The organism is Actinomadura kijaniata NBRC 14229, assembly GCF_001552175.1.
In the GTDB taxonomy this organism is placed as follows: domain Bacteria; phylum Actinomycetota; class Actinomycetes; order Streptosporangiales; family Streptosporangiaceae; genus Spirillospora; species Spirillospora kijaniata.
The window spans coordinates 1-18,386 of record NZ_BCQR01000033.1 but is presented as its reverse complement, the minus strand read 5'-3'; the positions used below and the strand labels follow the sequence as shown (position 1 = coordinate 18,386).

Here is an 18,386-nt window from a genome sequence, read left to right as displayed (position 1 = left end):
CGAGGGGCCTCCGGTCAGGCGACGGCCTCGGTGGCCGTGGTCCCGGCCGCGACCACCCGGCGCACGAACCGGGCGGTCTCGCGCATGGCCGCGCTCGCCTCCGGGAGAACGCGGTTGAGGATCTGGAAGACGTGCATCTGGCCCTTCCAGACCTGGAGTTCGCAGTCGTTGCCCGCCCTGGTCAGCGCCTCCGCCAGGGCCTCGGCCTCCGGACGCAGGACCTCCGCGCCGCCGACCTGGATGAGGATCGGGGGCGCGTCGGTCCAGGGGGAGGCGAGCAGGGCCAGCCGCGGGTCGTCGAATCCGGCTGGCCCCACTACGAGGCGGGCGACCCGGCGGGCCGCGTAGGCGGAGATGTAGGGGTCGCGGGCGCGGCGCTGGGCGCGCGTGGACATCTCGCAGGTCAGGTCCACCCAGGGGGAGAACAGCACCGTCCCGGCGGGACGCGGCAGGCCGGTGCGCAGGATCTCGCCGGTCAGCGCGGCGGCCAGGTGGCCTCCGGCGGAGTCGCCCGCGATCACGATCCCGGACGCCGGGACGCCGCGGTCCAGCAGCCAGCGGTAGGCCGCCACCGCGTCCTCCAGCGGGGCCGGGAACGGGTTCTCGGGCGCCAGCCGGTACCGCGGGACCAGCACCGGCAGGCCCGTGTCCAGGGCCAGGCGGGACGTGATCGGACGGTGGGTGCGCGGCGAGCACACCACGTACGCGCCGCCGTGCAGGTAGAGGATCGCGCCGCTCGCCGTCCGCTCGCCCTCGCGGGTCACGACCCATTCGCCGGCGACCGGGCGTTCCGCGCGGTCCGTCTCGACGCGGGGGTCGACCAGTGGCCGGATGTGGACCCGGGAGGTGGGGCGCATCAGCAGCGAGGCCGCGTCCACGGTGGTGCGGGCGGTGCGCAGGGTGCGCGCGTGGCCGGGGACCAGATGGATGAACGGGCGTGCGCCCAGCCGCAACGCGCCGGTGACCAGGAGGCTGCGGGCGCTCGGGCGACGTTCGTGGGGTTTCCGGGGGTCGGCCTCGGGGGTGGGAGGCGCGGGCAGCGGCAGAGGGGTCACCTCCGCCGGCTGCGGACCGGGTGGGCGTGTGTCCATCTCAGCCCCATTTGCTCTGTTTCCTTTGTGTTAATGAGATGCCCACTCGACGAGGGTGGTTCACGTCACAACTTTGTGTCGAAGCCGTCCGATTGGAACGGGAGCAAAACGGCTAACGTGCGGGGGCGCGCACGCTGGGTAGCGGAACGCGGTGATCTATGCCACTTGGACAGGGGGATCGGCGGGGGCGATACCGTGAGGCCATGAGCAGTGCCGCGCAGCCCGCGCCCCCGGCGAACTGCGGTCTCCAGGTCCTCTGGGACGACCGGCTCACCGGCTACGACTTCGGTCCCGGCCACCCCATGAACCCCGTGCGGGTCGAGCTGACCATCGCGCTGGCGCGCGAGTACGGCCTGTTCGACCGGCCGAACGTGCGCGTGACGGCGTTCGAGCCCGCCGACGACAAGCTCCTCGCCCGCGTGCACGAGGAGTCCTACATCGCCGCCGTCCGGCACGCGGGCGCGACCGGCCTGCCCGAGCCGGGCCGCGGCATCGGCACCGCGGACAACCCCGTCTTCCTCGGCATGCACGACGCCTCCGCGCTGATCGCGGGCGCGTCGGTCGCCGGGGCGCGGGCCGTCTGGGAGGGCGGCGCCGAGCACGCCGTCAACGTCTCGGGCGGCCTGCACCACGCGATGGCCGGGGCCGCCAGCGGCTTCTGCGTCTACAACGACGCCGCCCTCGCCATCGCCTGGCTGCTGGACAACGGCGCCGAACGCGTCGCGTACGTGGACGTGGACGTCCACCACGGCGACGGCGTGCAGGCCCTGTTCTACGACGACCCCCGCGTCATGACGGTCAGCCTGCACGAGACGCCGCGCACGCTTTTCCCCGGCACGGGCTTCCCCAGCGAGACCGGCGGGAGCGGAGCCGAGGGCACGGCCGTGAACGTCGCCCTCCCGCCCGGCACCGGCGACGCCGCCTGGCTGCGCGCGTTCGAGGCGGTCGTGCCGCCGCTGCTGCGCGCGTTCGCGCCGCAGGTCCTGGTCACCCAGCACGGCGCCGACGTGCACGCGCTCGACCCGCTCGCCCACCTGATCCTCACCCTCGACGGCCAGCGCACCGCCTACCGGCGGCTGCACGGGCTCGCCCACGAGGTCGCCGGGGGGCGCTGGCTGGCCACCGGGGGCGGCGGCTACGAGCTGGTGCAGGTCGTCCCGCGCGCCTGGACGCATCTGATCGCCGAGGCCGCGGGCCTGCCGATCGCTCCCGAGACGCCCACCCCCGACCCGTGGCGCGAGTTCGTCCGGCAGCGCACCGACGAGGTCGCGCCGCGCCGCATGACCGATGGAACGACCGAGGTGGAGGTGCGCACATGGGAGACGGGCTTCGACCCGGCCAACCCGGTGGACCAGGCGGTGCTGGCGACCCGGCGGGCGGTGTTCCCGGAACACGGCCTGGACCCGATGACGGACCTGTGATGGCGCCGACCCGCGAGGAGCTGCGCGCCCACCTGCTCCGCACGATGATCGCCGGGGACGTCGCCACGCCCCGGCAGAACAATCTGCTGCACTACCGCCGCATGGCCAACGGCGACCCGTACTACCAGTTCGGCCTGGAGTTCAAGCGTTCCTACACCGAGCGCGACATCCTGGAGATCATGGTCGAGCGGTGCGGCGTGAGCGCCGACCCGATGCACCTGTACGGCGACGACACCATCGACCCGGAGCTGACGATCGACGCGCTGGAGGCGATGGCCGCCCGCGTCGGCCTGGCCGCGCGCCGCCGCGAGAACGTCGTGATCGCCACCGGTCACCCGGCCACGCTCACCCCGGTCTACCAGGCGCTGTCGCGGGCACTGACCGAGGCGGGCTGCCGCGTGCTGACCCCGGCGGCGGGCTGGGAGTACCAGGTCGAGACCTCCCATGGCCGCGAGGCGCGGCGGCTGGTCTACGCCGACGGCGGCGTGGCGATGCTGGAGGGCGACGACGGCCGTACCCACCACACTCACGACGCGGCCCCGATGAACACCATGCTCGACGCCCTGAACGGGACCGACGCTCCTGGGACCCCTCCGGAGTACACCGATGAGGCGAATTCCAGAGAATGGCCGGATCTGGCCATCGCCGACCATGGCTGGGCCGGTGCGGCCGGACAGGCGGGCATCGACGCGGTCGGTTTCGCGGACTGTAACGACCCGGCGCTGTTCGTAGGGGCCGCCGAGGGCAAGATCGAGGTCGTGGTGCCCCTCGACGACGGCGTATCGCCGCACCATTACGCCCCTTTGACGGCCTACCTCCTGGCACGTGCCGGTCTGGGGTGACCCCCGGGCCCCCTGAGAATCTCACTGGAGCGACCCCACAGGCGTCACAGCGTGTGACGCGACGGCCGTAACGGGGCTGATGGGTTGGCACACGTCCGCCGCTCCCGCGTGAGTCGCAGGTCATCGCGTGTTCCGGCCTTACAACTCATCGTCACGCCACGGTCCGTCCCGTCAGGTCAACGCTCCGTACGTGATAACAGTGTGGCCTCCGGGACAGGCTGGATACGGAAATGGCCGGAACTCCCCTCTTGCGACTGTCGGTACACGATTTACGCTGGGGGAAGTACACGTGCGTGATCAAAGTCACCCAAAGGGCCGGTGCGCGGCACGTGTGGAAGAGGGCGTCCGATGAGCTCAGGCGAGCGACCTCTGAGCGAGGTCAGATTCCTGACCGTGGCCGAAGTGGCGGCGGTGATGCGGGTGTCCAAGATGACCGTCTACCGCCTCGTCCACTCGGGAGAACTGCCCGCGATCCGCGTGGGACGTTCGTTCCGGGTCCCCGAACAGGCCGTACACGACTACCTGCGCGACGCGTTCATCGAGGCCGGGTGAGCGCTCCCCGCGAACGCGGGGACGTTCCCGGAGCGGGGAACGGGCCATGACCCGCCCCACTCCGAACCCGGCCGCGCAGGGGGCGCCGGCAGGGACCGCGAGGTCCACGCCGGCGGCCGGGAAACGGCTACAGGGGAACTAACGGCGTCCCCACGGGGACGTTGCGGGCGAGAAAAACGGCAGACAACCCGCCGGACCCGGTGTCCGGGGGATCGGGGGCGACAGGCGTCTCCCCGGTGCCCCGACACCGGGCACATGGCTCTGCGCGCCATGACGGTGCGGCGGCGGCTCGCGACGGCGACCCGCCGGACCCGACCCGCCTGACCCGAGGACGGCCCGGTGCCATGACTCCCGGACCGACCTCCCGTGGCGTTGCGGGTAGGCACGGACGGTCCACGCTCCTGTGCGATCAAGGGGCCGTCCGCCGGGGGAGACACGCGTGAGGGACGCGGCCATGCCGTTCGCCGCCGACCCGGAGGGTCGGCCGAGGGGGCGCACGGCGCCGACCCCCGCTCCCTGATCCGCGGACCGGGACGGGAGCTCGTCCGCTTGTACCACCGGACCCCGTCGCCGGGCCCGTTCCGGCCGTGCCGCATCCGGACAGGCGGCCGCGGGCGGTGGCCTGCGGCGGCGACCAGGTGTGACCTGTCAGTCATCTTTTGGGGGTTCGTTTCCCGGAAATTCGGGGGAGTGTCAAGGGGCGTTGAGGGTACGGCGGGCGACATGGGAACGGTGCGGATCACTCCGCGGACCGAACGGCGTCGGCTCAGCGGTACCCTTGGGCAGCGGACTGTGCACGTCAACCGAGTCGATGCTCGGCTGCGGCATGTCCTTCTCCTGTAAGACACCCGATTTGCCGAGCGAGGTCTCGTGGGCTCCGTCATCAAGAAGCGTCGTAAGCGGATGGCCAAGAAGAAGCACCGCAAGCTGCTGAAGAAGACGCGCATCCAGCGCCGCAACAAGAAGTAAACACGCAGGCCACCGAGCCGTAAGGGGTGGGGCGCACAGTGTCCTCTATGCCCTCCACTGCGGCCCGTGTCGTCCTCGTGACGGGAGTCTCCCGTTTCCTGGGGGCGCGGGTCGCCAACACCCTCCAAGCCGACCCGCGTATCGAGCGGGTCATCGGCGTGGACACGGTCCCACCCACGACGTCGCTCGGCCGCACCGAGTTCGTCCGCGTCGACATCCGCACACCGAGCATCGCGAAGGTCATCTCCTCCGCCGAGGTCGACACCGTCGTCCACCTCAACCTGGTGACGGCCCCGTCCGGTCCCCGGTCGCGGGTGAAGGAACTCAACGTCATCGGCACGATGCAGCTGCTGGCCGCGTGCCAGCGGTCGCCGGACATGCGCAAACTCGTCGTGCGGTCCTCGGCCGCCGTCTACGGGTCCTCGCCCATGGATCCGGCGGTGTTCGCCGAACGCGACGAGCCCGTCGAGCCGCCCACCTCCGGCTACGCCAAGGACGCGGTCGAGGTCGAGGGCTACGTGCGGGGCCTGCAACGCCGCCGGTCGGACCTGACGGTCTCGGTGCTGCGCTTCGTCAACTTCCTGGGACCGGGCGTGGACTCCCCGCTGACCCGGTACCTGCGCATGCCCGTCGTGCCGACGGTGCTGGGGTTCGATCCCCGGCTGCAGTTCGTGCACGAGGACGACGGCATCGAGGTGCTGCGCCGGATGACCGTGGAGGACCATCCGGGGTGCTTCAACGTGGCGGGCGACGGCGTCCTGCTGCTCTCGCAGGCGTTGCGCCGGGCCGGGCGCTCGTTCGTGCCGGTCCCGGCGCCGTCGTTCGCCGCGCTGGGCGACGCCGGGCGCCGGTTCGCGGGGATGTCGGGGTTCTCGCCCGAGCTCCAGCGCCTGCTCACCTACGGCCGTGTCGTCGACACCACCGCGCTGGTGAACGAGCTGGCCTGGCGGCCCAAGTACGGCTCGGAGGCGGCGTTCGCCGACTTCGTGTCCGCGCGGGGACTGGGACGCACCGTTCCCATGGCCCTGCTGGACCGACTGACCACGGTGTTGGGCCGCGAGTAGCGGGAGGCACAGTGAACGCGCAGCTTCATGACGAACAGCCCGCCGAGCGGGGGGCGCGGGTCATCCCGTTGAACGCCGCCCGCCAGGACGAGGAGCCGGCCGAGCGCCACCCGCTGGAGCGCAGGGTCGCCGCCGGGCTCGCGTTCCTGCGCCGGCGGCTGGCCGGCGAGTACGAGGTCGACGAGTTCGGCTTCGACCCCGAGCTCAACCGCAACGTCCTGCTGCCCGCCGCCCGGGTGCTCTACGAGCGGTGGTTCCGGGTGGAGCTGGCCGGGACCGAGCACGTCCCGCGGAAGGGCGGCGCGCTCATCGTCGCCAACCACTCCGGGACCGTCCCCCTCGACGGGATCATGCTGTCGGTCGCGGTGCACGACCACCTGGAACGCGACCTGCGGCTGCTCGGCGCCGACCTGATCTACCAGGTGCCGGTGCTGGGGCACCTGTCGCGCAAGGCGGGGCACACGCTGGCCTCGCCCGCCGACGCGGCGCGGCTGCTGGCCAAGGACGAGCTGGTCGGGGTGTTCCCCGAGGGCTTCAAGGGCGTCGGCAAGCCGTTCGGCGAGCGCTACCAGTTGCAGCGGTTCGGGCGCGGCGGGTTCGTGGAGACGGCGCTGCGCGCGAACGTGCCGATCATCCCGTGCGCCATCGTCGGCGCCGAGGAGATCTATCCCAAGATCGCCGATCTGCGGCCGCTGGCCCGGCTGCTCGGCGTGCCGTACTTTCCGGTGACCCCGACGTTCCCGTGGCTGGGCCCGGCGGGGCTGCTCCCGCTGCCGTCCAAGTGGATGATCGCGTTCGGGGAGCCGATGCCGCTGGACGACTACGGGCCCGAGGCCGCCGACGACCCGATGACGGTCTTCAACCTCACCGACCACGTCCGCGAGACGGTCCAGCAGATGCTCTACGACACGCTGCTGCGCCGGGGCCCCGCGTTCTTCTAGGCCCCCGGGGCCGCTAGGAGCGGTAGTGCCGCCGCAGGGCGATCCCGGCGGCCACGCCGCCCGCCAGCGCCCCCATCCCGGCCGCCGCCGGGAGGGCCACCATCGTCACCTTGCGGCCGGTGCGGAAGTCGTGCACCGGCCACCCGCTCTGCCTGGCGTGCTCGCGGAGGGCCGGGTCGGGGTTGACCGCGTGGGGGTAGCCGACCGCGGTCAGCATCGGCAGGTCGTTGACCGAGTCGCTGTAGGCCGAGCAGCGGGACAGGTCCAGGCCCTCGCGCTGGGCCAGCGCGCGGATCGCCTCGGCCTTGGCCTGGCCGTGCAGCAGGTTGCCGACCAGGCGGCCGGTGTAGACGCCGCCGGAGGTCTCGGCGACCGTGCCGAGCGCGCCGGTCAGGCCCAGCCGGTGGGCGATCGTGCGGGCCACCTCGACGGGGGTGGCGGTGACCAGCCACACCTGCTGGCCGGCGTCCAGGTGCTGCAACGCGAGGCGGCGGGTGCCGTGCCAGATGCGGTCGGCCATCACCTCGTCGTAGATCTCCTCGGAGAGGCGGACCAGGTCGTCGACCTTCTGGCCGGCGACGAACGCCAGCGCCATCTCCTTGGCGCTGCCGATGTGCTCGGCGTTCTCGGTGCCGCGCAGCCGGAACGCCGCCTGCCCCCAGGCGAACATCGCCAGGTCCCGCATCGTGAACAGCTTGCGCGAGGCCAGGCCGCGCGCGAAGTAGTAGATCGACGCGCCGCGCATCATCGTGTTGTCCACGTCGAAGAACGCCGCCGCCGTCGGGTCCGGGTCGGGCAGCGGCTCGGGCTCCGCCGCCGCCGCGGCCGCCGCCTCGCCCGCGCTGACCGGGTCCTCTTCTTTGCCGCGCTGCCAGAAAAGCCGCATGGTGCCGAGCTTAGCCAGCACGGGTGTCGGGCCCCGGTGTTCGTCCTTGAATGGGACGGTCCTCACTTTCGGCGTTCCGGTGAACGGTCATCTCGGCGACCAGGCGTTCGCGCAGCCGGGCGCGGAAACGCGGGTCGGGGGCGGGCAGGCCGGCGCGCATGCCGGTCAGGGAATGACGGGTCCGCCGTATCCCGCGCCGCCCGCTGAGACGGGCCCTCCTCATATCGGTCCCCCCGGTGAAGCGGTGGTGCCCCGACAACGAGCGACCCGGACCCCGGGTTACGGCCGCCCCTAGGGAACGCGCGGATCGTCCGGCAGCATCCGGGCCAGCGACCGCACCGCGCGGTACTGCAACGCCTTGATCGCGCCGGTCTTCTTGCCCATGATCAGCGCCGTCTCCGCCACCGACAGCCCGTGCAGGAAGCGCAGCACCACGCACTCCTGCTGCTCGGAGCCCAGGCGTCGGACGGCCGTCAGCAGCGTGCGCCGGGTCATCGCGTCCAGCACGGCGCGCTCGGGGCCCTCCTGGGGGAGGTCGGGCTCCAGCAGCTCGGCCGTGCAGATCTCCAGGCGGTGGCGGCCGGACTTGAAGTGGTCGGTGACCAGGTTGCGGGCGATGGTGACGAGCCAGGCCCCGAAGTCCTTGCCCTGCCAGTGGAAGTCGCCGATCCGGCGCAGGGCCCGCAGGAACGTCTCGCTGGTCAGGTCCTCGGCCAGCGCGTGCGAGCCGACCCGGTAGTAGACGTACCGGTAGACGAGGTCCACGTAGTTGTCGTAGAGGGCGCCGAACGCCTCGGCGTCGCCCTCGCGGGCGCGCAGGACCAGGGACTTCATCGCGTCGCCGGGTCGGGAGAGCGGGGTGTCACCCGGTCGGGCGGGCCGCGGGACCGCCGCTACCGGGACATCGAGGGTCAAGCTGCTCATGCAGTTCTCCTCGGGGCGTAAGCGACCTCCGACGTGAATTGCCACTCTAGGTACCGGCGGCCACGACAGGCAATGGTGTGACGCCTCGTATGTCCGGGAACCGCCCGCACGAACGATCCGTCGGCGGCGACCCCGCCCGCTCCCGCCCGCTCCCGCCCGCTCCCGCCCGGCCCCGTCCGGCCCGTTCCGGCCGGTCGCCGGGGAGCGGTTACCCCTCAACGGCTCGCATCGGGCACCATGGGGCGCGATGGAAGCTCTAATCGCGCTCGTGGCGACCCTTGGTGCCTTAATGGCCACCGGGTTGCTGGTTCAGCGCGCCTCCAAGGAACGGCTCCTCTACCTGATCGCGTGGTCGGTGACCCTGGTCGGGCTGTCCCTGGCGCTGCTCGCGCTGACCGCGGGCTTCTTCCTGGGGTTCAACGGCCTGCTGTTCCGCGTGGCGGAGGTCGGGGCCGCGCTGGTCGCGCCGCTGTGGCTGGCGCTGGGCATGGTGGAGCTGATCGCCCGTCCGGTCCAGGTGCGGTTCGCCGCCTGGCTGTTCTCGGTGTCCTACACCGTGGTCGCCATGGTGATCCTGGCGCTGGACCCGTTCAAGAGGAGCGCCTTCACCAAGGCCCTTCCCAAGCCGGGCGACACCTACGACGCGATCCCGCTGCTGCTGATCGACGGAATCCACGTGGTCGCGGTGCTCGCCCTGGTGGCGTGCGCGGCGGTCACCGCGGTGCTGGCGAGCAAGCAGGACCGCGAGGCGGCCGACCTGCTGATCCCGATCGCGCTGGTCGCCCTGGCCGGGGCGCTGGTGGTCGGCGGCACCCGCGGCCTGCTGCCCGGGTTCGTCGCGGTCGTGGCGCTCGGCGGCGCGGCCGGGCTGGTCTGGTACGGCGCGATGCGGACCATCCCCGTCTACGACGAGGAGGGCTACGCCGACGACGGCTACGAGGACGAGCCCGCCACCGGCTACGAGGAGCAGGGCTACACCGGCCCGCAGCGGCAGCCCGAGCCGCCCCGGCCTGCCCCCGCCCCCGCCCCCGCCCCCGCCCCCGCCCCGGCTCCGGCTCCGGCTCCGGTCGGCAAGCGCGCCAAGCGCGGCGAGCTGCGCTTCCCCGAGCCCCAGTCCGAGGAGCTGCGCTTCCCCGCCGAGCCCGCCCCGCCGACCACCGTGGACGGGCGGCGCCCCCCGACCGGCGAGACCCCGCTGCCCGCCCCGGCCGGGGCCGACCTGTCGGCGGCCTGCGGCCAGATCACGGTCTACACGCTGCTGGACGGCCGCGAGGAGGCGTTCGACCGGCTGGCGGCCGACCTGGTGCGGGCGGCCCGCGCCGCCGAGCCCGACACGCTGATCTTCGCCTGCCACGAGGTGGTCGGCGCGCCCACGCAGCGGATCTTCTACTGGCTGTTCCGCGACGAGGCCGCGTTCGCCGCGCACCGCCGCCAGCAGCACCTCCAGCGGTTCATGGCCGAGTCCCGCACGCACGTGCTGGCCACCAACGTCATCGAGCTCCGGCTCGGCGCGGCCAAGCTCCCCGGGATCCCGGGCCCCTCGGCCCCGGCCTCGTCCACCGGCGGCACCCCCCTCGCCCCGCCGGCGGGAGGGCGCCCGTGAGCGGACCCGTCACCATCACGCTGCTCGGCAAGCCCGGCTGCCACCTGTGCGACGACGCGCGGGCGGTCATCGAGCGGGTCGCCGCCGACCTGGGCGTGGCCTGGGAGGAACGCGACATCACCCGGTCGGAGGAGCTGCACCGCGAGTACTGGGAGCAGATCCCGGTCACGCTGATCAACGGTGTCCAGCACGACTTCTGGCGGGTGGACGAGGCCCGGCTGCGCGCCGCCGTCGAGGAACTGCGCAGGTCACGGTGAACGGCCGGTAGCGGCCGAGACGGAAAAGCGCGAATGTCTCGTCAGTCACATCCCCGGCGTCGCGGGCGGCCCGCCCGGAGCGCGCCGGACCCCCGTTGAACCCCTCTGACCTGCGGTTTCCTTGTCGTTCCCGATCATTGGGCGACATGCGCAACCGGGGGGTGACTTTGTGCGCCTATTCACAAAGGCTTAATCTGGTGGACAGCCCTGGGCGACGAGGCCCCGGCTCGTACCGAATCCGGGGGAGACCGGGAGACCAGTCGGCCTCGGTCAGGGGTAGTTTTCGGGCCCCGTCCCCAGCGTCGAGCCCCCGAAGAGCAGGCCGTGACATCTCGACAGAACCGCACTCGCGACCGCGCCGAGCGCGGCATCCCCGAAGCAACCGTCGCCCGCCTGCCGGTGTACCTGCGGGCCCTGCACGCGCTCCAGGACCGGGGTGTGGCGACGGTCTCCTCCGAGGAGCTGGCCGCCGCCGCCGGCGTCAACTCCGCCAAGCTCCGCAAGGACCTGTCGCACCTCGGTTCCTACGGCACCCGGGGCGTCGGCTACGAGGTGGAGTACCTCGTCTACCAGATCTCCCGTGAACTCGGCCTGACCCAGGATTGGGTCGTGGCAATCATCGGGGTCGGTAACCTGGGCCGGGCGCTGGCCGGTTACGGCGGGTTCGCCTCCCGCGGATTCCGCGTGGCGGGCCTGCTGGACGCCGACGAGTCCGTCATCGGTCAGGAGATCTCCGGCATGACGGTCGAGCACATCGACCGGCTGGAGGAGATCATCGCCGAGCGCGGCGTGTCCATCGTCGTGATCGCCACCCCCGCGGCCGCCGCCCAGACCGTGTGCGACCGGGTGGTGGCGGCCGGGGTGACCAGCGTGCTGAACTTCGCACCGGTCGTGCTGACGGTGCCGGAGGGGGTCGACGTGCGTAAGGTCGACCTGTCGATCGAACTACAGATCCTCGCGTTCCACGAGCAGCGCAAGGCCGGCGGGCCCGACGGTTACGACCCGATGGCCGGCGGCGTCTCGGGGAACGGGAGAGCCTCGGGCTATGTCGAGGCGGTGGAAGCGTGAACGGGAACGGCGAGCGGATGGACGGGCGGGCGAGGGACTCGGTGGCGAGCAGGCGCGGCGACGGGCTCGGGCCCCGCGCCGCCCGCCCGGCGTCCCCTCGGCGGTCGGGAGGCGCGCGATGAGCATCCTGGTGGTGGGCCTCAGCCACCGCAGCGCCCCGGTGCCCCTGCTGGAGCGGGTCTCGGCGTCCGGCGACGACCTGCGCAAGCTCCTGCACGCGGTGCACGACGCCCCGAACGTCGCCGAGGCCACGATCCTGTCGACCTGCAACCGCGTCGAGGTCTACGCGGTCGTCGACAAGTTCCACGGCGGCGTCACCGCGATCACCGAGCTGCTGGCGCTGCACTCGGGCGTCCCGCTGGACGACCTGTCCCGGCACCTGTACGTCCACTACGAGGAGCGCGCGGTCCAGCACGCGTTCGCGGTGGCGTGCGGGCTGGAGTCGATGGTCGTCGGCGAGGGGCAGATCCTCGGGCAGATCCGCACCGCGTTCCGGCTCGGCCAGGACGAGCACACCCTCGGCCGCGAGCTGCACGAGGTGCTCCAGCAGGCGCTGCGCGTCGGCAAGCGCGCGCACGCCGAGACCGGCATCGACAAGGCCGGGCTGTCGCTGGTCAGCGTCGGCCTGGACATCGCCGCCGGCTACCTCGGCCCGGTGGCGGACGTGCGCGCCCTCGTCGTCGGCGCGGGGTCGATGAGCGGCCTGGCCGCCGCGACGCTGAGCCGCGCCGGGGCCCGCGAGGTCGTCGTCGCCAACCGCACCTTCGACCGCGCCGAACGCCTGGCCGCCTCCCTGGCGGTCCCGGCCCGCGCGATCCGGCTCGACGAGCTGGACGCCGCGCTCGCCGAGGCCGACCTTGTGATCTCGTGCACCGGCGCGACCGGCCTGGTGCTGACCGCCGAGCAGGTCGCGGCGGCCGACGCCGCCGGGGACCGGCGCCGGTTCCTGCTGGACCTGGCGCTGCCGCACGACATCGACCCCGGCGTCCGCGAGCTGCCCGGCGTGCGGCTGGCGAACCTGGACGACCTGCGCACCGCGCAGGAGGCCGCGCACGCGATCGGCCCCGAGGCCGAACGGGCCGTGCAGGCGATCGTCGCCGAGGAGGTCACCGCGTTCCTGGGCGCGGCCCGCGCCGCGGCCGTCGCGCCGACCGTGGTGGCGCTGCGCTCCAAGGCCGCCGAGGTGGTGGAGGCCGAACTGGCCCGCCTCACCGGCCGCCTGCCCGAACTCGACGACCGCGCCCGCAGGGAGATCACCCAGACCGTCCGGCGGGTGGTGGACAAGCTCCTGCACGCCCCGACCGTCCGGGTCAAGGAACTGGCCGCCGCGCCCGGCGGCGACGCCTACGCCGACGCGCTGCGCGAACTGTTCGACCTCGACCCGAAGGCGCCGGAGGCCGTCACCCGCGCGGACCTGCCCGGCGCCAGCTCACCATCCGCCGAAGGACACAGCAACCCATGACCACACCCAGCCGCGTACCCGACCCCGCCCGCCCGCTGCGGCTCGGCACCCGCAAGAGCCTGATGGCGACGACCCAGTCGCAACTGGTCGCCGACGCATTGTCGCAGCGTACGGGGTATGCGGTGGAGCTGGTCGGGGTAACCACCGAAGGTGATGTCTCCAAGGCACTGCTCGCGCAGATCGGGGGCACGGGGGTCTTCGTCAACGCCCTGCGGGACCGGCTGCTGTCCGGTGAGGTGGACTTCGCCGTGCACTCGCTGAAGGACCTGCCCACCAGCCCCGGCGAGGGGATCACGCTGGCCGCCACGCCGCCGCGCGACGATCCCAGCGACGCCCTGTGCGGCCCGGCCAAGCTGGCCGACCTGCCGACCGGCGCCCGCGTCGGGACCGGTTCGCCGCGCCGGGTCGCGCAGCTGAGGGCGATGCGCCCGGACCTGGAGGTGGTGCCGATCCGCGGCAACGCCGACACCCGGCTGCGCAAGGTCGCCGACGGCGAGCTCGACGCGGTGGTGCTGGCGTACGCGGGGTTGAAACGTATCGGTCGGCTGGACGCGGTCGCCGAGGTCTTCGGGCCCGACCGGATGCTGCCCGCCCCGGGCCAGGGCTCGCTGGCGCTGGAGTGCCGCTCCGACCGGACGGACCTGATCGCGCTGCTCGGCGCGGTGGACGACCGGGCGACCCGCGCGGCGGTCACCGCCGAACGGACCGTCCTGGCGGTGCTGGAGGCGGGTTGCTCCGCGCCCGTGGGAGCATACGCTGCCGAAGTAGAACAGAAGCTGCATCTCACCGCCTCCGTCGTGGCGCACGACGGGAGCCGCGAGATCCGGCTGTCCGCAAGCGGCCACCCGGACCAGGCCGAGCAGATCGGGCGCGACCTCGCGCGGCGGATGCTCGCCGAGGGGGCCGACCAGTTGATGGGGGAGCGCGACATTGAGCCCCGCTAGCCAGAACGCGGCCCAGGGCACCGACCGGGCCGCCGGGCGGCCCGCCGCCAAGGCCGCCCGGTCCGCCGGCAGGTCCGGCAGGACGTCCGGGAAGTCCGCCGGTGCCGCCCCCACGGTGTCGCCCGTGCCGACCGAGGCGGAGACCGGAGTGGTCTCGCTGGTCGGGACCGGCCCCGGCGACCCCGGGCTGCTGACGCTGCGCGCCGCCGCCGTGCTGGACCGTGCCGACCTGGTCATCGTGGACCGCGCCGCCGTGTCCGCCGAGATCCTCGCCCATGTCCGCGACGGCGCCGAGATCGTCGACGTCGCCGAGACCGACGACCCCGCCGGGCTCGCGGTCCGGGAGGCCAGGGCGGGCCGCCGCGTGGTCCGGCTCGTCCCCGGCGACCCCGGGACGCTGGGCGCGCTGCCCACCGAGGGCGCGGAGATCGCGGGGTCCGGGCTGCCGTTCGAGGTCGTGCCGGGCCTGTCATCGATCACCGCGGTGCCCGGCTACGCGGGCATCCCGCTGACCGACGACCGGCACCGCGAGGTGCGGGTCATCGACGCCGCCGCGGGCGGCGTGGAGTGGGAGCGGTTCGCCGGCCCCGACGCGACCCTGGTCATCACCGGCGCCGAGCACGCCGTCGCCGAGGTCGCCAAGAGCCTGATCGCCGTCGGCCGCCCCGACTCCACCCCGGCCGCCATGACGAGCCTCGGCACCACCACCGAGCAGGAGACCGTCGTCTCCGACCTCAAGCGGCTGGCCGCCGACACCAAGGGCATGGAGGCCCCCGCCCTGATCATCGTGGGCGACGTGGTGAACTGGCGCGACCGGCTCGCCTGGTTCGAGACCAAGCCGCTGTTCGGCTGGCGGGTCCTGGTGCCGCGCACCAAGGAGCAGGCCGCCGATCTGTCGGAGCAGCTGCGCGCCTACGGGGCCGTCCCCGACGAGGTCCCCACCATCTCGGTGGAGCCGCCGCGCACCCCGCAGCAGATGGAACGCGCCGTCAAGGGCCTGGTGACCGGCCGCTACGAGTGGGTCGTGTTCACCTCCACCAACGCCGTGCGCGCCATCCGCGAGAAGTTCACCGACTACGGGCTGGACGCCCGCGCGTTCGCCGGGCTGAAGGTCGCCGCCGTCGGCGAGCAGACCGCCCGCGCGCTGGTCGAGTTCGGCGTGCAGCCCGACCTGGTCCCGGCCGGGCAGCAGTCCAGCGAGGGCCTGGCCGAGGTGTGGCCGCCCTACGACGAGGACCTGGACCCGATCAACCGGGTGCTGCTGCCGCGCGCCGACATCGCCACCGACACCCTCATCGCCCGCCTCACCGACCTGGGCTGGGAGTGCGAGGACGTCACCGCCTACCGGACCGTGCGGGCCGCGCCGCCGCCCGCCCCGATCCGCGAGGCGATCAAGGGCGGCGGGTTCGACGCGGTGCTGTTCACCTCGTCGTCGACCGTGAAGAACCTCATCGGCATCGCGGGCAAGCCGCACAATGTGACGGTCATCGCGGTCATCGGGCCGCAGACCGCCAAGACGGCCGAGGAGTATGGACTGCGTGTCGACGTGATGGCCGAGAAGCCGTCGGTTTCGGCACTGGCGGAGGCGCTGGCCGAGTACGGTGCGAAGCGGCGGGCCGCGCAGATCGAGGCCGGAGACCCGCTGCGCAAGCCCAGCCAGATGCGCCGGGGCGCCCGCCGCCGCAAGTAGCACCCGTACCGGCAGCACCGAGGAGACTCCCATGTCCGCCCAGTTCCCCGTGGCACGGCCGCGGCGGCTGCGCCGCACCCCCGCCCTGCGGCGGCTGGTCGCCGAGACCCGGCTGGCCCCGGCCGACCTGATCCTGCCGCTGTTCGTCAAGGAGGGCCTCGCCGAGCCGCAGCCGGTCGCCTCCATGCCCGGCGTCCACCAGCACACCCTCGACAGCCTCCGCAAGACCGCGCACGAGGCCGTCGAGGCGGGCGTGGGCGGCCTGATCCTGTTCGGCGTCCCGGCCGTCAAGGACGCCGTCGGCTCCGCCGGCGACGACCCCGACGGCATCGTCCAGCGGGCCCTGCGCGAGCTGACCGCCGAGCTCGGCGACTCGACCGTGATCATGACCGACCTGTGCCTGGACGAGTTCACCGACCACGGCCACTGCGGCATCGTGACCGCGGACGGCGAGATCGACAACGACGCGACGCTGGAGCGCTACGCCTCGCTGGCGGTGGCCCAGGCCGAGGCCGGAACGCACGTCGTCGCGCCCAGCGGCATGATGGACGGCCAGGTCGCGGCGATCCGCGCGGCGCTGGACGGCGCGGGCTTCACCGACCTGCCGATCCTGGCCTACTCCGCCAAGTACGCCTCGGCGTACTACGGGCCGTTCCGCGACGCCGCCGAGTGCGCCCCCACGTTCGGCGACCGCGCCACCCACCAGCAGGACCCGGCCAACGCCGACGAGTCGCTGCGCGAGGTCCTCGCCGACCTCGACGAGGGCGCCGACATGGTCATGGTCAAGCCCGCCGGGGCCTATCTGGACATCGTGCGGCGCGTCCGCGACGCGGTGGACGTCCCGGTCGCGGCCTACCAGGTCAGCGGCGAGTACGCGATGATCGAGGCGGCGGCCGAGAAGGGCTGGATCGACCGCGAGCGCACCATCGACGAGTCCCTGGTCGCGATCCGCCGCGCGGGCGCGAACCTGATCCTCACCTACTGGGCGACGGAGGTCGCCCGCCGCCTGTCCTCCCGGTGAGGCTGTCCGGCGGGTGACGGTGATCTATTGCCGGAGGACGGTTCCCCCTAGTCATTTGGGACCGTTTCCGGGGGGTGCCGTGTCCATCGCGGGTTCGCGGCGGCATCATCATCTATCAAGGAACTGTTTTCCACCGGCCCGTCCACGGTCTCCTCGCCCAGGGCAGGCGCGCACGTGACGGGACCGGTTTCCACCTTGGGCCAAGGGGGGCGCTGATGCTGACGGTCTCGGGGAACAGGAAGCGGCAGGGCCGCGAACGCGCGGTACGCGACCGCATGGTCACGGCCGTCCACGCGTACGCGGCGCTCGGCTGGCCCGCCACTCCCGGCGCGAGGGCCGGCACCGACCGGGCGTGTTCGTGCGACCGGATCGGCTGTCCCGACCCGGCCGCCCATCCGGTCTCGGCGGCCTGGGCGATCCAGGCCAGCGTCGACACCGACGTGCTGGACGGCATGTGGGCCAAGCGCCCCCAGGCCAACATCATCCTGCCGACGGGCCGCGTGTTCGACGTCTTCGACGTCCCCGCCGCGGCCGGGGCCGCCGCCCTGGACCGCATCCGCGCCGAGGGCCTCCCGGTGGGCCCGGTCGCCGCGATCGGCGACGAACGCCACCTGTTCTTCGTCGCCACCCGGGGAGCCCCGGTGGACGAGGACGAGTGGTGGTCCTGCCATCTGGACTGCTCCCCGGAGACCGTCACCGAGACCCCCGGCATGCGGTGGCACTGCCGTGACAGCTACGTGGTGGCGCCGCCCTCGGTGCTCCCGTACGGCCGCGAGGTCGTCTGGGTGCTCCCGCCGGACGGAAGCCCCCTGCCCGACCCCCTGCGCCTCCTGGAAGTCCTCGCGGACAGCTGCGAGACCCTCTAGGCCCCCGCGGCCCCCCGAGGCCGCGCGGCCCTCTCAGCCGCGCGGCGCCGTGACCGTCTTCCTGCCCCAGCCCGAGTAGTTCGTGAACAGCGTCCGGGTGCGGGGCTTGGCCCCCATGGTGAGCTTCACGGCCGAGGGGCGGTTCGCACGGTCCAATTTGATCACGAACTCCACCTGCTGGGCCCCCGTCTGCCGGGCGAGGTCGCCCAGCGCGGGCACCGCGCCGACCGGGGCCGTCCCGTGGTAGACGATCTTGCCCTTGCCGAACGTGGTGGCCGACTTCAGCAGGGTCAGCACGTGCGCCGGGGCCGTGGCCGCCCGGACCTGCGACGCCAGCGCGGCGTAACCGCGCTGCTGGCCCGCGACCGGCACCTGCCGCCACCGCTTGCCCATCTTCAGGTACAGGGTGTCCTGCACCAGGACGGTCCGCGCGGACTTCCGGGTGTCGCGCGCGCCCGCCAGCGACATCGCGTAGGAGCCGGGCGCCCCGGCGGCCGACGCCAGCATGCCGTTGGCCCTGAGCGGGCCGCCCAGGCCCGAGCCGTTCAGCGCGAACGACACGCTCGGGGTGCCGGCGGTCGCCTGCTCGATCTGCTGGGCCAGCGCCGTCGCCTCCGGCGGGACGGCCGGCGTGCGCACCGGCTCCGGGACGCCGCTGGTGGCGGGGCGGGTGGCGACGCCGTCGCCCTTCTTGTCCCCGTTCAGCAGCGTCGCGGCCCCGGCGACGCCGCCGCCGACCAGCAGCACGGCGGCGGCCGCGACCAGGACGCGGCCCCGGCGCCCGC

The 18,386-nt window shown here is 73.2% G+C and carries 18 protein-coding genes; 14 read left to right on the top strand and 4 right to left on the bottom strand.

Translation table 11 applies throughout. From position 1 onward, the window contains the following. Positions 1–14 precede the first annotated feature (14 nt). Complete coding sequence (locus AKI01S_RS12050; RefSeq protein WP_245681587.1) at positions 15–1,055, bottom strand: alpha/beta hydrolase; 1,041 nt, start codon at positions 1,053–1,055, stop codon at positions 15–17. Between the two features lie 239 nt (positions 1,056–1,294). Between AKI01S_RS12050 and AKI01S_RS12045 the strand changes: the two genes are divergently transcribed. The 6 genes from AKI01S_RS12045 (at position 1,295) to AKI01S_RS12025 (ending at position 6,880) form a co-directional block, all read left to right on the top strand. Further along, on the top strand, positions 1,295–2,512 hold the full coding sequence (locus AKI01S_RS12045; protein ID WP_067815176.1) for an acetoin utilization protein AcuC: 1,218 nt from the start codon (positions 1,295–1,297) through the stop codon (positions 2,510–2,512). Continuing rightward, positions 2,512–3,354, top strand: coding sequence for a phosphatase (locus AKI01S_RS12040; protein ID WP_067815174.1), 843 nt, complete (start codon positions 2,512–2,514; stop codon positions 3,352–3,354). The genes AKI01S_RS12045 and AKI01S_RS12040 overlap by 1 nt, the downstream gene beginning before the upstream one ends. A gap of 348 nt (positions 3,355–3,702) precedes the next feature. Further along, positions 3,703–3,906 (top strand): helix-turn-helix domain-containing protein, encoded by a 204-nt coding sequence (locus AKI01S_RS12035; protein ID WP_026414196.1) that lies wholly within the window; start codon positions 3,703–3,705, stop codon positions 3,904–3,906. Positions 3,907–4,776: 870 nt separating this feature from the next. Continuing rightward, positions 4,777–4,875: a 30S ribosomal protein bS22 gene (locus AKI01S_RS49085; protein WP_018654693.1), complete on the top strand. Its 99-nt coding sequence runs from the start codon at positions 4,777–4,779 to the stop codon at positions 4,873–4,875. Positions 4,876–4,922: 47 nt separating this feature from the next. Further along, on the top strand, positions 4,923–5,939 hold the full coding sequence (locus AKI01S_RS12030) for an NAD-dependent epimerase/dehydratase family protein (protein ID WP_067815172.1): 1,017 nt from the start codon (positions 4,923–4,925) through the stop codon (positions 5,937–5,939). Between the two features lie 11 nt (positions 5,940–5,950). Further along, positions 5,951–6,880, top strand: coding sequence for a lysophospholipid acyltransferase family protein (locus AKI01S_RS12025; RefSeq protein ID WP_067815169.1), 930 nt, complete (start codon positions 5,951–5,953; stop codon positions 6,878–6,880). A gap of 13 nt (positions 6,881–6,893) precedes the next feature. On the opposite strand, the gene AKI01S_RS12020 is transcribed toward AKI01S_RS12025, so the two are convergent. Together AKI01S_RS12020 and AKI01S_RS12015 are read right to left on the bottom strand one after the other, a co-directional pair. Next, the gene (locus AKI01S_RS12020; protein WP_083999423.1) at positions 6,894–7,766 is read right to left on the bottom strand and encodes an HAD family hydrolase; all 873 of its coding nucleotides are present in this window, start codon (positions 7,764–7,766) and stop codon (positions 6,894–6,896) included. Positions 7,767–8,057: 291 nt separating this feature from the next. Beyond that, positions 8,058–8,690: a sigma-70 family RNA polymerase sigma factor gene (locus tag AKI01S_RS12015; RefSeq protein ID WP_067815166.1), complete on the bottom strand. Its 633-nt coding sequence runs from the start codon at positions 8,688–8,690 to the stop codon at positions 8,058–8,060. Positions 8,691–8,979: 289 nt separating this feature from the next. Between AKI01S_RS12015 and AKI01S_RS12010 the strand changes: the two genes are divergently transcribed. The 8 genes from AKI01S_RS12010 to AKI01S_RS11975 all read left to right on the top strand — a co-directional run bounded on the left by AKI01S_RS12010 (position 8,980) and on the right by AKI01S_RS11975 (position 17,601). Then, on the top strand, positions 8,980–10,293 hold the full coding sequence (locus AKI01S_RS12010; protein WP_067815164.1) for a putative quinol monooxygenase: 1,314 nt from the start codon (positions 8,980–8,982) through the stop codon (positions 10,291–10,293). Continuing rightward, complete coding sequence (locus tag AKI01S_RS12005; protein ID WP_067815161.1) at positions 10,290–10,550, top strand: glutaredoxin family protein; 261 nt, start codon at positions 10,290–10,292, stop codon at positions 10,548–10,550. The genes AKI01S_RS12010 and AKI01S_RS12005 overlap by 4 nt, the downstream gene beginning before the upstream one ends. A gap of 324 nt (positions 10,551–10,874) precedes the next feature. Next, positions 10,875–11,618, top strand: coding sequence for a redox-sensing transcriptional repressor Rex (locus AKI01S_RS12000; RefSeq protein WP_067815158.1), 744 nt, complete (start codon positions 10,875–10,877; stop codon positions 11,616–11,618). Between the two features lie 118 nt (positions 11,619–11,736). Further along, positions 11,737–13,080 (top strand): glutamyl-tRNA reductase, encoded by a 1,344-nt coding sequence (locus AKI01S_RS11995; protein ID WP_067815155.1) that lies wholly within the window; start codon positions 11,737–11,739, stop codon positions 13,078–13,080. After that, on the top strand, positions 13,077–14,024 hold the full coding sequence (hemC, locus tag AKI01S_RS11990) for a hydroxymethylbilane synthase (RefSeq protein WP_067815152.1): 948 nt from the start codon (positions 13,077–13,079) through the stop codon (positions 14,022–14,024). Before AKI01S_RS11995 ends, hemC begins: the two co-directional genes overlap by 4 nt. 115 nt (positions 14,025–14,139) lie before the next feature. Then, on the top strand, positions 14,140–15,714 hold the full coding sequence (locus AKI01S_RS11985) for a bifunctional uroporphyrinogen-III C-methyltransferase/uroporphyrinogen-III synthase (RefSeq protein ID WP_067815319.1): 1,575 nt from the start codon (positions 14,140–14,142) through the stop codon (positions 15,712–15,714). 31 nt (positions 15,715–15,745) lie between these two features. Further along, entirely contained in the window at positions 15,746–16,735 is a 990-nt protein-coding gene (gene hemB / locus AKI01S_RS11980; RefSeq protein ID WP_067815149.1) for a porphobilinogen synthase, read from the top strand. A 215-nt stretch (positions 16,736–16,950) separates the two neighbouring features. Then, positions 16,951–17,601, top strand: coding sequence for a bifunctional DNA primase/polymerase (locus tag AKI01S_RS11975; RefSeq protein ID WP_067815146.1), 651 nt, complete (start codon positions 16,951–16,953; stop codon positions 17,599–17,601). Positions 17,602–17,634: 33 nt separating this feature from the next. On the opposite strand, the gene AKI01S_RS51660 is transcribed toward AKI01S_RS11975, so the two are convergent. Beyond that, a partial coding sequence (locus AKI01S_RS51660) for a hypothetical protein (RefSeq protein ID WP_169813949.1) occupies positions 17,635–18,386 on the bottom strand: 752 nt, incomplete at its 5' end.

Bases quoted from the DNA above. Each gene is read 5' to 3' on its own strand.
- AKI01S_RS12035 (WP_026414196.1), top strand. From the start codon at position 3,703: ATGAGCTCAGGCGAGCGACCTCTGAGCGAGGTCAGATTCCTGACCGTG.
- AKI01S_RS12030 (WP_067815172.1), top strand. From the start codon at position 4,923: ATGCCCTCCACTGCGGCCCGTGTCGTCCTCGTGACGGGAGTCTCCCGT.
- hemC (WP_067815152.1), top strand. From the start codon at position 13,077: ATGACCACACCCAGCCGCGTACCCGACCCCGCCCGCCCGCTGCGGCTC.
- AKI01S_RS12045 (WP_067815176.1), top strand. From the start codon at position 1,295: ATGAGCAGTGCCGCGCAGCCCGCGCCCCCGGCGAACTGCGGTCTCCAG.
- AKI01S_RS11995 (WP_067815155.1), top strand. From the start codon at position 11,737: ATGAGCATCCTGGTGGTGGGCCTCAGCCACCGCAGCGCCCCGGTGCCC.
- AKI01S_RS11975 (WP_067815146.1), top strand. From the start codon at position 16,951: ATGCTGACGGTCTCGGGGAACAGGAAGCGGCAGGGCCGCGAACGCGCG.
- AKI01S_RS12015 (WP_067815166.1), bottom strand. From the start codon at position 8,690: ATGAGCAGCTTGACCCTCGATGTCCCGGTAGCGGCGGTCCCGCGGCCC.
- AKI01S_RS12010 (WP_067815164.1), top strand. From the start codon at position 8,980: ATGGCCACCGGGTTGCTGGTTCAGCGCGCCTCCAAGGAACGGCTCCTC.
- hemB (WP_067815149.1), top strand. From the start codon at position 15,746: ATGTCCGCCCAGTTCCCCGTGGCACGGCCGCGGCGGCTGCGCCGCACC.
- AKI01S_RS12040 (WP_067815174.1), top strand. From the start codon at position 2,512: ATGGCGCCGACCCGCGAGGAGCTGCGCGCCCACCTGCTCCGCACGATG.
- AKI01S_RS12020 (WP_083999423.1), bottom strand. From the start codon at position 7,766: ATGCGGCTTTTCTGGCAGCGCGGCAAAGAAGAGGACCCGGTCAGCGCG.